The following is a 13,221-nucleotide window of genomic DNA, read 5'->3' as shown; positions in this document are numbered from 1 at the left end:
GGTCGTCATGCCAGCACCGCCGCACGGTACGCCGCGTCGGCGGCGAGGAGTTCGGTGTGGTGCCCCGCGGCCCGTACGGTCCCGTCCTCCAGGACCACCACCCGGTCGGTCACCGCGAGGAGCGCGGGGCTCGTGGTGACCAGGACCGTGGTGCGGTCGCGGCGGATCTCGCGCAGCCGGGCGGCGATCCGTGACTCGGTGACGGTGTCCACGGCGGTCGTCGGGTCGTGCAGCACCAGGACGGGCCGGTCGGCGGCGAGCGCGCGGGCGAGCGCGACGCGCTGGCGCTGGCCGCCCGAGAGCGACCGCCCGCGTTCGGCGAGCAGGGTGTCGCCGCCGTCCGGCAGGAGCCGGGCGACGTCATCGGCAGCCGAGGCCCTGAGCGCCCGCTCGACCGACGTGGTGCCGCCGTCCGCCCCGGCCCGGACGTTGTCGAGCAGCGTGCTCTCGAACAGGTCCGCGTCATGGTGGGCGACCAGCACGACCCGGCGCAGCGCGTCGGGATCGAGCGAGGTCAGCGGTGTGCCGTCGAGTTCGATCGCGCCCTCGGCGGGGTCCGCCTCCCGGGCCAGACAGAAGAGGAGGTCACGGGCGGCCGCCGGGTCCTGGGCGACGATCCCGGTCAGGCTGCCGGCCGGGAGGTCGAGGTCGACGCCCCGTAGCGCGCCGAGCGTCACCCCGCGCAGGGCCAGTTGTCCCGCGGCCCGGTCGGCGGGCACCTCGTGCCCGGCCTCGACGGTGACGGGCGCGGCGAGCACCTCGGCGATCCGCCGGGCCGACGCACGGCCCTGGGCGAGTTCGGCGTTGACGTAGGTGAGGAGCTGGAAGGGGCCGAGGAGGAACTGCGCGAGGCCCACCGCGGCCACCAGGTCACCGACGCTGATGCTGCCGTCCATGGCGAGGTACGCGCCCACCACGGCGATCACGGCGATGAAGACGCCGGTGAGCGCGAGGACCGCGCCCTCGTGCCCGGCCCGGCTGCGGGCGGCCCGCAGCGCGGCGGCCAGCGAGTCCTGACTGGTGGTCCGGTAGCGGGCCACGGCCGCCGACTCCGCGCCCATGCCCTTGAGGACGCGCAGCCCCGAGACGAGGTCGGCGGCGACGCCCGAGGCGTGGGCGGCGCGCTCCTGCTCGGTCTCGCTGCGCCGTTCGAGCGGTCGGCTGATGCGGTGCCCGAGCCACAGGAGCGGGGGGATGCCGAGCAGGACGAGCAGGCCGAGCGGGACGGAGATGTCGAGGAGTGCGACGGCGCTGATCACCAGCGCGGCGACGGCCGACACCCCGTACGAGATGACGGTGGCCACCGAACCCACGCGGCGGGCGTCGTTGGTGGCGATGCTGGTCAGCGCGCCGGGGAGCCGGTCGGCGTCGGCGCCGCCCCGGGGGTCGAGCACCCGCGCGGCCAGATCGAGCCGCAGCCGGTGCGCGGCGATTTCGCCGGTGCCCTCGGTGATGCGGGCGCTGGTGCGGTAACAGGTCGACAGGACCAGGAAGAGCACGGCGAGCACGAGCAGCAGACGCAGCAGCTGCTCGGAGGAACCGGTCGCCACCGCCGTGTCGATGGCGGCGCCGATGACCACCGGCACCAGGGCCTCGCAGCCCTGATGGGTCATGCCGAGCAGGGAGGCCGCGATGACGCGGCGGCGCTGTCCTCTGATCGCTCGGCGGAGGACAAGTCCCCCCGTCAGTCCGCCCGTTGGCATGTGACTCCTTCACGGAGATGAGCGAATGGTTAGGTAAGCCTACTCTGACCGGAGGGCCTGGGGGCGGGCTCCGCGGCGAGTCGCGCGCGAAGCCGTGCGGGGGCTCGTCCGGGGCCCGCCGGGCGCGTTGACCGCTCGATTCGGTTCGGTTAGCCTCGCCTAAGTCGTGATCCGTCGGTCCGTGCGCCGTGGGGCTCTCGTCGTACATCTGAACCGCCGCCAGGGGGAGTTGTCGTTGTCCGTCGAATCCCGGGTGGTGTCGGGACAGCAGCCCCGTCCGCTGGAAGGGGCCTCCGATCCGGCCGCACCGCCTCCGACGGGCCGCACCGGCGCCGCGTTCCGCGGCTTAGGCCTGGTCCTCGCCCTCGCCGCACTGGTCCTGGTCGGACTCCTCAGCATCTGGGTGGGCACCCGGGGCATTCCCTTCACCGCCACCTGGAACGTCCTGTGGAACCCGGACGGTTCGGAGACCTCGGTGATCATCCACGACTACCGCATCCCCCGGACGGTCCTCGGCCTGCTCGTCGGCACGGCCCTCGGCCTGGCCGGGGCCCTGATGCAGGCCCTGACCCGCAACCCGCTCGCCGACCCCGGCATGCTCGGCGTCAACCTGGGCGCCTCCGCCGGCGTGGTCGTGGCCATCGCCTTCTTGGGCATCGCGGCGCCCCTCGGCTACGTGTGGTTCGCCCTCGCGGGCGCCGCCGCCGCGTCCGTCGGCGTCTTCCTCCTCGGCTCGTCCGGCCGGAAACTCGCCTCCCCCGAACGGCTCGTCGTCGCGGGCGCCGCCGTCACCGCCGTCCTGTACGCCTTCAACTGGGCGATCCTGCTGCTCAACCCGAGGGCCTTCGACCAGTTCCGCTTCTGGACCGTGGGCTCCCTCGCCGGCCGCTACCACGACATCGTCCTGATGTCCCTCCCCTTCATCGCCGTCGGCCTCGTCATCGCCCTCGTCCTCGCCCCGTCGCTCAACGCCCTGGCCATGGGCGACCAGATGGGCCGGGCCCTCGGGGTGAACGTCGGCCGGACCCGCGCCCTCGGCGCCGTCGCCGTGATGCTCCTGTGCGGGGCCGCCACCGCCGCCGCGGGACCCATCGGCTTCGTGGGCCTGGCCGTACCGCACATCGCCCGGTTCGTCGTCGGCCCCGACCAGCGCTGGGTGTTCGCGTACTCGATGCTGATCGCCCCCGTCCTGCTCATCGGCTCGGACGTCCTCGGCCGGGTGCTCGGCGCCCCCGGCGAGGTGCAGGTCGGCATCGTGACCGCCTTCATCGGCGCCCCCCTCTTCATCGCCCTGTGCCGCCGCCGAAAGCTGGTCATGTTGTGACTGCCGTACGGGAGGCGAAGGCCTCCGCGCCCGAACCGTCGCCCGGCTCCCGGCCCGGGCCCGCGACCGCCCGGGACCTGCCCCGTGTCGTCACCGGCCGGGTCGTCCGCACCCGATCCGGCGGTGTCTCGCTGCTCGTACGGCGCCGTACCGTCGCCGTCACCGCGGCCCTGCTCGTCGCGCTCGTCGCCGTCATGGGCGTCACCCTGACCACCGGCGACTTCGACCTGACCGTCACAGAGGTCCTCCAGGCCCTCACCGGCGACGGCACCGGGATCGCCGACTTCGTCGTCAACACCCTGCGCATGCCCCGGCTCGTGACCGCGCTGTGCGTCGGCGCGGCCCTCGCCGTGAGCGGCGCCATCCTGCAGAGCATCACGGGCAACCCGCTGGGCAGCCCGGACATCATCGGCTTCACCAACGGCTCCGCCGTGGGCGCCCTCGTCGTCATCGTCGTGCTGCACGGCAGCATGACCCAGATCGCGCTCGGCGCGCTGATCGGCGGCCTCGCCACGGCCCTCGCCGTCCACCTCCTCATGATCGGCCGGGGGATCCAGGGCTTCCGCCTCGTCGTCGTCGGCATCGGCGTCAGTGCCCTGCTCCTCGCCGTCAACTCGTACCTGATCACCAGGGCCACCTTCCAGGAAGCCCTGGAGGCGCAGGCCTGGCTGATCGGCAGCCTCGGAAACCGGCTCTGGACGCACGCCCACGCCATCGGCATCGCCGTCGCCGTCCTCCTGCCCCTCGCGCTCCTCCTCTCCCGCCGCCTCTCCATGGTCGAGATGGGCGACACCACCGCCATGGCCCTCGGCGTCGACGTGACCCGCACCTGCACCGTGCTCCTCGTCATCAGCGTCGCCCTGGCCGCGTTCGCCACCGCCGTGACCGGCCCCATCTGGTTCATCGCCCTGGCCGCGCCCCAGGTCGCCCGCAGGATCACCGGATCGTCCGGGCCCGCGCTGCTGCCGTCCGCCCTCATGGGCGCCGTCATGCTCGCCCTGAGCGACCTCGCCGTACAACGCCTCTTCGCCCCCGCACTGCTCCCGGTGGGCACGGCCACCGGCTGCGTCGGCGGCCTCTACCTCATCTGGCTACTGGTCACCGAGTCGCGAAAGAGCCGCGCATGACAGCAACGAACCGTTCGGCCCCCCGCCCCGCCACCCGCCTGCGCGCCGAGAACCTCACCCTCTCCTACGACCAGCGGACCGTGGCGACCGGCCTCGGCGTCGACATCCCCGACCATTCCTTCACCGTGATCATCGGGCCGAACGCCTGCGGCAAGTCCACGCTGCTCACCGCCCTCGCCCGGATGCTCAAGCCGCGCGCCGGCCAGGTCTACCTCGATGGCGCGGCCATCGCCTCGTACCGCTCCCGCGAGGTCGCCCGCCGGCTCGGACTGCTCCCGCAGTCCTCGACCGCCCCCGGCGGCATCACGGTGGGCGATCTGGTGGCCCGTGGCCGCTACCCCCACCAGGGCCTCCTGAAGCAGTGGTCCGCCGACGACGAGGCCGCAGTGGTCGAGGCGATGCGCCAGACCGGTGTGCTCGAACTCGCCGACCGCCCGGTCGACGACCTGTCCGGCGGCCAGCGCCAGCGCGTCTGGCTCGCCATGGTCCTCGCCCAGCAGACCTCGATCCTGCTCCTCGACGAACCGACCACGTTCCTGGACATCGCGCACCAGGTCGAGGTCCTCGACCTGTGCGCCGAACTCCACGCCCGCAAGGGCCACACGATCGTGGCGGTCCTCCACGACCTCAACCAGGCCTGCCGCTACGCCACCCACCTCATCGTGATGCGGCCCGGGGGAGTGATCGCGGCCGAGGGCGACCCCTCGACCGTCATGACCGCCGAACTGGTCGAGGACGTCTTCGGGCTGCCCTGCCGGATCATCGACGACCCGGAGACGGGAACGCCGCTGATGGTGCCCGCGGCACCCAAGCGATACCCGGTGGACGCGGACACCGATACGGACACCGATACGGACACTCCGAGCACCGTGATGGCCAAGACCTCCTGACCACGGCGGCAGCGACGAGCGACAGCGACCGACGACAGCTCAAGCGACCCGGGAACGGACTGCCCATGCTCTGTACGAGGCTGACGAACGCGCGCTTTCTCACCATGGACCCGGACCACCCGGTCGCCCACGACCTCGGCATCTGGCGGGGACGCGTCGTGGGCCTGGACGAGGCCGTCACCTCACTGCCCGCCCGCGAGGTCGTCGACCTCCAGGGAGCCACCGTGCTCCCCGGCTTCATCGACAGCCACGTCCACCTCGCCTGGGCGGGACTCAAGGCGAACACCCCGAGCATCGCGCCCTGCGAGCGCGTCGAGGACGTCCTCGCCGTCGTCGCGGACGCCGTCTCCCGGCATCCCGCGCCCGGCGCCTGGGTGGACATCGCGGGCTACGACCAGCGGGCCCTGGGTCGCCATCTCACCGCCGCCGAACTCGACCGGGTCGGCCAGGGCCGCAAGATCTTCCTCATGCACGACTCCGGGCACGCCTGCGTCGTCAACAGCGCCGTCCTCGACCTGCTCCCGGCCGAGGTCCCCCACGAGAAAGGCTTCCTCGCCGAGAGCGCCATGACCGCCGTACGGCGACTCCGGCTGCCGTACTCCCAGGACGAACTCGCCGACGCCATCGAGCGCGCCGGCCGCGCCTGCCTCACCGAAGGCATCACCGCCTGCGCCGAGGCGGGCATCGGCGGCGGCCTCCTCGGCCACAGCCCCGTGGAACTCGGTGCGTACCAACTCCTCAGGGACCGGGGCCGGCTGCCCCTGCGCGTCCAGCTCATGGCCGCGGGCGACACCCTCCGGCCGCGCGCCGCCCACCGCGACGACGGCATCCCGCGCGCCCTCGACCTCGGCCTGCGCACCGGCTTCGGCGACGACTGGCTCTCCCTCGGCGCCCTGAAGATCTACACCGACGGCGGCATGATGGCGCGTACGGCGGCGCTCACCGACCCGTACGAGGGCATGTCGCACACCGGACAGTTCCAGGACGACCCCGAGCGGATCGCGGACCTCGTCGTCGACGGCCACCTCGCCGGCTGGCAGCTCGCCGTCCACGCCATCGGGGACCGGGCCGCCGACCTCGCCCTGGACGCCCTGGAGCGGGCCCAGGAGCGCCGGCCCCGCCCCGACGCCCGGCACCGGATGGAGCACGCCGGCCTGATCCGCCCGGACCAGCTCCCGCGCTTCGCCCGGCTCGGCGTCAGCGCCGTGGTCCAGCCCAACTTCCTCCGCTACTTCGGCGACGACTACGCCGACGTCATGGGGGAGCGGCGGGCGCCGTGGATGTACCGGGGCCGGGGATTCCTCGACCACGGCGTCACGCTGGTCGGCAGCTCGGACCGGCCGGTGACGGACGGCTCGCCGCTGCGCGCGATCCAGTTCATGGTCGAACGCGCCTCCACGTCCGGCCGGCTGATCGGACCGGACGAGGGCGTCACGGTCGACGAGGCCCTCTACGCCTACACCGTCGCGGGTGCGTACGCCTGCCACTGGGACGACAGCGCGGGCAGTCTCACCCCGGGCAAGCGTGCCGACCTCGTGGTCCTCGGGGATGATCCCCGGCGGGTCGACACCGCACGGATCGGGGACATCGAGGTCGTGGCGACGTACGTCGACGGCCGCACCGAGAAGGGAACCCCGTGAGTACGGGAGAAGAGAAGGACCTCGCACCGTTCGCGGCCCTGTGGGCCGCCCCGGCGTCGCCGCCCCGGTGGGTGATCTGGCACCCGGACGCGGACACCATGGTCTTCGACACGGAGTCCAACGTGCCCGTGGACGTCGACGACGCGTCCCTGGACGAGGTCCTGCGCCGGATGCGCGAGGCCGGCGTACCGGAGAGCGCCGACTACCCGGGACGGGCGTGCGGATAGCGGCGCGCCCTGCGTGGCGGGCGGCGAGGCTTGCGTGGCGGGTGGCGGGGCCTGCGTGGCGGGTGGCGGGGCCTGCGTGGCGGGCGGCGGGGCCTGCCCGCCACCCGCGCTCCGCAGCTCCCGGTCCTTACGCGTCGCCGTCGAGGCTCGCGTCCAGGATCGCCGGGAGCGCCTCGACCAGTTCCCCGACCTGACGCGCCGAGACCGTGAGCGCCGGAGCCAGCCGTACGGTTCCGGGGCCGGCGGCGTTGACGAGGAACCCGGCCTCCTGCGCCGCCCCCTGGACCCGGGCGGCGACGGGCTCGGTCAGCACGACGCCGAGCAGCAGCCCGGCACCCCGTACCTCGTCCACCAGGGGGTGCTTCAGCGCCGCCACACCGTCCCGCAGGAGCTCACCCATGCGGGCGGCGTGCCCGAGGAGTCCCTCCGACGCGATGGTGTCGAGGACGGCCGAACCGGCCGCGCAGGCCACCGGGTTGCCGCCGAAGGTGGACCCGTGCTGCCCGGGGCCGAGCAGCTCCGCCGCCGCGCCGAACGCCACCGTGGCACCGATCGGGAGGCCGCCTCCCAGGCCCTTGGCCAGGGTCACCAGGTCCGGGTCCACGCCCGCCTCCGCCTGGTGCGCGAACCAGTGCCCGGTGCGGCCGATCCCGGTCTGCACCTCGTCGAGGACGAGGAGGCTTCCCGTCGCGCGGGTGATCGCGCGGGCGGCCCGCAGGTAGCCGTCGGGAGCGGGGATCACGCCCGCCTCCCCCTGTACGGGTTCGACGAACACCGCCGCGGTGTCCCGCGACACGGCCGCGCGCAGGGCCTCGACGTCCCCGAACGGCACGTGGGTCACCGCCCCGGGCAGCGGCAGGAACGGCTCGCGTTTCGCGGGCTGCCCCGTGAGCGCCAGGGCTCCCATGGTGCGGCCGTGGAAGGCACCCTCCATCGCGACGACGTGGGTCCTTCCGGTGCGGCGGGCCGCCTTGAAGGCCCCCTCCACCGCCTCCGCCCCGGAGTTGGAGAAGAACACCCGCCCCGGCCTGCCGAAGAGCCCGAGGAGCCGTTCGGCCAGCGCGACCGGCGGTTCGGCGACGAACAGGTTCGAGACGTGTCCGAGCCGTGCGATCTGGTCGGTGACGGCGGCGACCACGGCCGGATGGGCGTGTCCGAGAGTGTTGACCGCGATGCCGCCGGTGAAGTCCGTGTACGCGCGACCGGTCTCGTCCCGGACCGTGCAGCCCTCACCGCGGACCAGGGCCAGCGGGGGAGTGCCGTACGTGTCCATCATGACCGCCCGCCAGCGGTCCGTGAGCGGTGGAGCGGGCAGTGGGGCGGTCATACGCGGATCTCCCGGTCGTTCGTCGCGTCGTCCGCCGCGTCGTCAGTCGCGTCGTCCGCCGGGCCGTCGGTCGCGCCGTCCTTCGCGCCGTCGGGCAGGACCGTGGTGCCGGGGCTCTCCTCGGTGAGGACGCCCCGCAGGACGGCGTGCGGCGTCCGCCCGTCGAGGACGTGGACGCGCCCGACCCCGGACCGGACCGCACGCAGACAGCCCTCCATCTTCGGCAGCATCCCGCCCGTGAGCCCGGGGAGCAGCGCGTCCAGCTCGCCGGCCGTCAGACGGGGGATCACCTCGGTGCGGCGCGGCCAGTCCGCGCAGAGGCCCGGGACGTCCGTGAGCATCACGAGCCGGTCGGCGCCGAGGGCGACGGCCAGCGCCGACGCCGCGAGATCGGCGTTGACGTTGTAGATCTGCCCGTCCGCGCCGCGTGCGACGGGCGAGACGACCGGGATACGGCCCCCGGCCAGGAGGTCCCGTACGGTGTCGGGGGCCACAGCCACGATGTCGCCGACGAGACCGATGTCGACGGCCCGGCCGTCCACCCAGGCCGGGCGCCGCTCGGCGGTCAGGGTGTGGGCGTCCTCGCCCGACATGCCGACGGCGAAGGGCCCGTGGGCGTTGATGGCCCCCACCAGCTCCCGCTGCACGCGACCGGTGAGCACCATGCGGACCACGTCCATGGCCTCCGGCGTGGTCACCCGCATCCCCGCCTCGAACCTGACCTCCAGGGCGAGGCGGTCGAGCATCTCGCTGATCTGGGGGCCGCCGCCGTGCACGACGACCGGGTGCAGCCCGGCGTGCCACAGTTCGACGACGTCCTGCGCGAACGACCGCCGGAGCGCGGGGTCGATCAGGGTGCTGCCGCCGCACTTGAGGACGACGGTCCGGCCCTGCAGCTCCTCCGACCAGGGGACGTCCCTGGCGGTCACGTCCCCGGGGTCCACGGCGGACGCGCCCTCCACGCCGTCGGTGACGGTCGTCCTCATCCCCGTTCCTCCTCCGCTCATGAGCTGTAGGCGCTGTTCTCGTGCACGTACGCGGCCGTGAGGTCGTTGGTCCAGATCTCGGCCGACGCCTCTCCGGCGCGCAGGTCGACCGTGATCGTGACGCGGCGGCCCGTCAGGTCGACCTTCTCCCTCGGCTCCCCGGCCGCGCCGTCCCGGCAGACCCAGACCCCGTTGACGGCGACGTCCAGGTGGTCGGGGTCGAAGACCGCGTCGGTCGTGCCGATGGCCGAGAGCACCCGGCCCCAGTTCGGGTCCTCGCCGTGCAGGGCGCACTTGAGGAGGTTGTTCCTGGCCACCGAGCGGCCCACGGTCACGGCGTCCTCCTCGGAGGCGGCGCCGACGACCGCGATCTCGATCTCCTTCGACGCGCCCTCGGCGTCCGCGATCAGCTGCCGGGCCAGGTCGAGGCAGACGGCGTGCACGGCCTCGGTGAGGTCCGCGGCCGAAGGGGTGACACCGGACGCGCCCGAGGCGAGCAGGAGAACGGTGTCGTTCGTGGACATGCAGCCGTCGGAGTCGACCCGGTCGAACGTGGTGCGGACGGCCGTGCGCAGCGCGGTGTCGAGCAGCGGGGCGTCGGCCACGGCGTCGGTGGTGAGGACCACGAGCATGGTGGCGAGGCCGGGCGCGAGCATGCCGGCGCCCTTCGCCATGCCGCCGACGGTCCAGCCGGACCGGGACGCGACCGCCGTCTTGTGCACGGAGTCGGTCGTCCTGATGGCCACGGCCGCGTCCAGTCCCCCGTCGGACGTCAGCCGCGCCGCCGCGAGCGCGATGCCCGCCGTGACGCGGTCCATCGGCAGCGGGACACCGATGAGCCCGGTCGAGCAGACGGCCACGTCCTCCGGGGCGATCCCGACGGCCAGCGCGGTCCGTCCGGCCATCGTCCGTGCGTCGTCGGCTCCGGCCGCGCCCGTGCACGCGTTGGCGCCGCCGGAGTTCAGCACGACCGCGGAGACGGTTCCGCGCGCGAGGGCCTGCCGTGACCAGCGGACGGGCGCGGCCTGGATCCGGTTGGAGGTGAAGACGCCCGCGGCGGCCGGTGCGGGTCCCCTGTTCACCACCAGGGCGAGGTCGGGATCGCCGGACGTCTTGATGCCGGCGGACACCCCGCTGGCGAGGAATCCCCGGGCGGCGGTCACGGTCACGGAGCCACTCCATTCATGGGCAGGCCGAGCCCTTCGGGCAGGCCGAGGGCGACGTTCATGCTCTGCACCGCGCCACCGGCGGTGCCTTTCGTCAGGTTGTCGATCGCGCTCACGCAGAGGAGACGGCGGGCGGCCGGATCGACGGCCACCTGCACCTGCACCGTGTTGGATCCGAGCACCGAGGCCGTGGACGGCCACTGACCTGCCGGTAGCAGCCGGACGAACGGTTCGTCGGCGTAGGCGGCCTCGAACACCTCGCGGACCTCGTCCACCCCGCCGTCGGCGGCCACGTGCGGGCGGAGCCGGGCGGAGCAGGTGGCGAGGATGCCGCGGGCCATGGGGGCGAGGGTGGGCGTGAAGGAGACGGTCACGGGCTCGCCGGCCACGAGGGAGAGGTTCTGGGTCAGCTCGGGGGTGTGCCGGTGGCCGCCACCGACCCCGTACGGGCTCATGGAGCCCATCAGCTCGGAGCCGAGCAGGTGCGGTTTCGCGGCCCGCCCCGCCCCCGATGACCCGCTGGCCGCGACGACCACGACCTCGGGCTCCACCAGCCGGGCGGCGTGCGCGGGCCAGAGCGCCAAGGTGACCGCGGTCGGGTAGCAGCCGGGTACGGCGATCCGGGAGGTGCCCTTCAACTCGTCGCGGGCTCACGGCAGTTCGGGGAGTCCGTAGGGCCAGGTGCCGGCGTGGTCGCCGCCGTAGAAGCGTCGCCACTCGGCCGGGTCCCGTAAGCGGAAGTCCGCCCCGCAGTCCACGACCAGCACGTCGCCGCCCAGCTGCCGGGCCAGCGCCGCCGACTGCCCGTGAGGCAGGGCGAGGAACACCACGTCGTGCCCGCCGAGCGCCTCGGCCGACGTCTCCGTCAGGACGCGGTCGGCCAGGGAGGCCAGCTGGGGATGGGACCGTCCGAGGGTGCTTCCGGCGCTGCTGTGCGCGGCGAGCACGCCCACGTCGACGCCGGGATGGTTGGTCAGCAGGCGCAGGATCTCCCCGCCGGCATAGCCACTGGCTCCGGCCACCGCGACCCGTAAGGTCATGTTCTTCCGTCTCTCCTGATGAGTGGGGACGTGGGCGCACACCCGGGTCGGCACACCCCAGGTCGGCCGCAGTGGAACTTAACTTAGCCTAACCTAAGTATCAAGAGGGCGGAATCGCCGAAGCGTCGCGCGCCCCCAGGGCGAGCGACCGCAACTGCTCTTCAGGAGAGTCGAGTTGAGCGCGCGGCTCAGGCCTTCGAGCCCCAGGCCGCCGTCAGTCCGTCCAGCCAGGCGGGCGGAAGCTCGGCGGCGTCCCACTCCTCGTGCAGGGCCGAAGGCGCCGCCGCGAGGCGTTCCAGAACGGCGACGCTGGTGGGGGAGTGGACCAGGGAGTAGCGCCCGTGGACGGCGATCGGGGCACCGGGGCCGTACGCCGCGAACAACCGCTCCAGCCGCGCGTGGTGGGCCGCGGCGAACTCCGCGAGACGGCCCGGGTACCCGGCCCGCTCCCGGGGGCTCATCGTGCGCAGGACGGCGCCGAGCACCTGGTCGGTGACCTCCGGATCGAGCTCGGAGACCTCGGAGAACGACAGGTGGAGCGGGGTGACCGCCACCTTGGCCCGCTCCATCTCCGCCCTCCGGACGGGGGAGCGCTCGTCGGGGGCGGAGGCCGAAGGGCCGGCGGTGACGGCACGGACCAGGGCCTGCTCCGCGAGGGCGCCCAAGGCGTCCACGGCGTCCCGGGCGCCGTCGGACCAGCCGGACGCGTAGAGCGGCCCCTTCTCCTGAGGAGCGTCTCGCGGGCTGTCGCCGATCTCCTCGTGCGCCAGGGCGAGGGCTCCGGCCTCGACGAGTCCGATCAGCTCCTCGGCGTCACCGGTGTAGACCCCCGCGCGGGCGAGCAGCTGCAGCAGCGTGCTCTTCGCGTTGAGCACACTGGCCGCGTCGAGCCGCTGCCGTCCCTCGTCGGCGGTGTTCATGGGGGTCCTCCTCGTCGTACGGACTCGCGGTGCGGGCGTGCGGAACGCTCCGTCGGAGCCTACGCAACGCCCGTTCCCCGAGAGGCCGCCTCCCCCTCGTGTTCCCGATCCGGGCCGAGCGCCGGCCTGGCCGCACCGCGGGAGGGGTCAGGCCCGGTACACCCGCAACTCCGCCACCTCGTACGACATCTCCGACGTGTCGGGATCGGGCGCCGGGTGGTAGCGGCCCGCGCACACCGACAGGTTGACGATGAGATGGGCCCGCCAGGAACGTCCCACCCCGCGCCGGTCGTCGAAGACCCGTGCGCCGTTGACCCACCACACCACACTGCGCGCACCGAACTCGACCCGGAGGTCGACCCACGCCCCGGGCTGGACCGCCGGGTCCCGGAAGTACAGGTGGCGTCCCCGGACGCGGTTCGACAGTTCGAGGAGGTCGGGGTTGTCGGGGTGGTACTCGAAGACGTCGATCTCCTGTCCGCCGTCGAGCCAGGTCCAGATCGCCGGCCAGGCGCCCGCCTCCACCGGCAACCGCACCCGCGCTTCCAGGACGTCGCCCGCCCGGACGAGGAAGCCCTCGGGGCTGCCCTCCGTCGTGAGCAGCCCCGCGTCCCAGTTGCCGTCCGGCCGGCGGGTCGCCCGGAACACGCCGGTCCTGCTGTACGACGGGTCGGCCGTGAGGTGGTCGAGCTTGTTGTCGCCGGGGTTGGTCGGGCCGCCGTCGGGATACGCCCAGGACCGGCCCGCGGTCCACTGCTCGGCGGAGGAGAAGTCGGCGTCGAGGACGAGCGTCCCCGGACGCCGCGGGGGCGCACTCCGGTCCGCTCCACCGCGTCTCAGCAGCCGTTCGAAGAAGTCGGACAGCACGGCG

11 protein-coding genes and 2 pseudogenes are annotated in these 13,221 nt (G+C 73.6%); 5 read left to right on the top strand and 8 right to left on the bottom strand.

Annotated features, from left to right (window positions below; all coding sequences use genetic code 11):
* Nucleotides 1-5: 5 nt before the first annotated feature.
* Nucleotides 6-1,703, bottom strand: a complete 1,698-nt coding sequence (locus IO20_RS0114925; protein WP_030545408.1) for an ABC transporter ATP-binding protein — start codon at nucleotides 1,701-1,703, stop codon at nucleotides 6-8.
* A gap of 229 nt (nucleotides 1,704-1,932) precedes the next feature.
* Between IO20_RS0114925 and IO20_RS0114920 the strand changes: the two genes are divergently transcribed.
* The 3 genes from IO20_RS0114920 to IO20_RS0114910 are packed head-to-tail and all read left to right on the top strand — an operon-like array spanning nucleotide 1,933 to nucleotide 5,044.
* On the top strand, nucleotides 1,933-3,027 hold the full coding sequence (locus IO20_RS0114920) for a FecCD family ABC transporter permease (protein WP_030545406.1): 1,095 nt from the start codon (nucleotides 1,933-1,935) through the stop codon (nucleotides 3,025-3,027).
* A complete protein-coding gene (locus tag IO20_RS0114915) occupies nucleotides 3,024-4,154 on the top strand; it encodes a FecCD family ABC transporter permease (RefSeq protein ID WP_030545404.1) in 1,131 nt (376 codons plus the stop codon). The genes IO20_RS0114920 and IO20_RS0114915 overlap by 4 nt, the downstream gene beginning before the upstream one ends.
* Nucleotides 4,151-5,044: an ABC transporter ATP-binding protein gene (locus IO20_RS0114910; protein WP_030545401.1), complete on the top strand. Its 894-nt coding sequence runs from the start codon at nucleotides 4,151-4,153 to the stop codon at nucleotides 5,042-5,044. Before IO20_RS0114915 ends, IO20_RS0114910 begins: the two co-directional genes overlap by 4 nt.
* Here IO20_RS0114910 and IO20_RS42345 read toward each other — a convergent pair.
* Nucleotides 4,996-5,163 (bottom strand): annotated as a pseudogene (locus IO20_RS42345) (hypothetical protein); the annotation flags it as partial. The gene IO20_RS0114910 and the pseudogene IO20_RS42345 sit on opposite strands and share 49 nt — an antisense overlap.
* Between IO20_RS42345 and IO20_RS0114905 the strand changes: the two are divergent.
* A complete protein-coding gene (locus tag IO20_RS0114905; RefSeq protein WP_030545399.1) occupies nucleotides 5,110-6,684 on the top strand; it encodes an amidohydrolase in 1,575 nt (524 codons plus the stop codon). The pseudogene IO20_RS42345 and the gene IO20_RS0114905 overlap by 54 nt on opposite strands.
* The gene (locus IO20_RS0114900) at nucleotides 6,681-6,911 is read left to right on the top strand and encodes a hypothetical protein (protein WP_030545397.1); all 231 of its coding nucleotides are present in this window, start codon (nucleotides 6,681-6,683) and stop codon (nucleotides 6,909-6,911) included. The genes IO20_RS0114905 and IO20_RS0114900 overlap by 4 nt, the downstream gene beginning before the upstream one ends.
* A gap of 127 nt (nucleotides 6,912-7,038) precedes the next feature.
* Here the strand turns inward: IO20_RS0114900 and IO20_RS0114895 are convergent, their stop codons facing one another.
* The 6 genes and pseudogenes from IO20_RS0114895 to IO20_RS0114870 form a co-directional block, all read right to left on the bottom strand.
* Entirely contained in the window at nucleotides 7,039-8,238 is a 1,200-nt protein-coding gene (locus IO20_RS0114895; RefSeq protein ID WP_030545396.1) for an acetylornithine transaminase, read from the bottom strand.
* A complete protein-coding gene (argB, locus tag IO20_RS0114890; protein WP_245684954.1) occupies nucleotides 8,235-9,224 on the bottom strand; it encodes an acetylglutamate kinase in 990 nt (329 codons plus the stop codon). Before argB ends, IO20_RS0114895 begins: the two co-directional genes overlap by 4 nt.
* A 17-nt stretch (nucleotides 9,225-9,241) precedes the next feature.
* The gene (gene argJ / locus IO20_RS0114885) at nucleotides 9,242-10,393 is read right to left on the bottom strand and encodes a bifunctional glutamate N-acetyltransferase/amino-acid acetyltransferase ArgJ (protein WP_030545392.1); all 1,152 of its coding nucleotides are present in this window, start codon (nucleotides 10,391-10,393) and stop codon (nucleotides 9,242-9,244) included.
* A pseudogene (argC, locus tag IO20_RS36585) lies at nucleotides 10,390-11,430 on the bottom strand (N-acetyl-gamma-glutamyl-phosphate reductase). The gene argJ and the pseudogene argC overlap by 4 nt, the downstream one beginning before the upstream one ends.
* A gap of 188 nt (nucleotides 11,431-11,618) precedes the next feature.
* Complete coding sequence (locus IO20_RS0114875; protein ID WP_030545390.1) at nucleotides 11,619-12,350, bottom strand: hypothetical protein; 732 nt, start codon at nucleotides 12,348-12,350, stop codon at nucleotides 11,619-11,621.
* A 147-nt stretch (nucleotides 12,351-12,497) separates the two neighbouring features.
* Nucleotides 12,498-13,190 carry a beta-glucanase gene (locus tag IO20_RS0114870; protein ID WP_030545388.1) on the bottom strand — a complete coding sequence of 231 codons (693 nt, stop codon included), beginning with the start codon at nucleotides 13,188-13,190 and terminating at the stop codon, nucleotides 12,498-12,500.
* Nucleotides 13,191-13,221: the final 31 nt, after the last annotated feature.

The organism is Streptomyces exfoliatus (genome assembly GCF_000725545.1).
Classification (GTDB): Bacteria; Actinomycetota; Actinomycetes; order Streptomycetales; family Streptomycetaceae; genus Streptomyces; species Streptomyces exfoliatus.
Note: the sequence above shows the minus strand (reverse complement) of the source record. Positions and strands in the feature narration are given on the sequence as shown.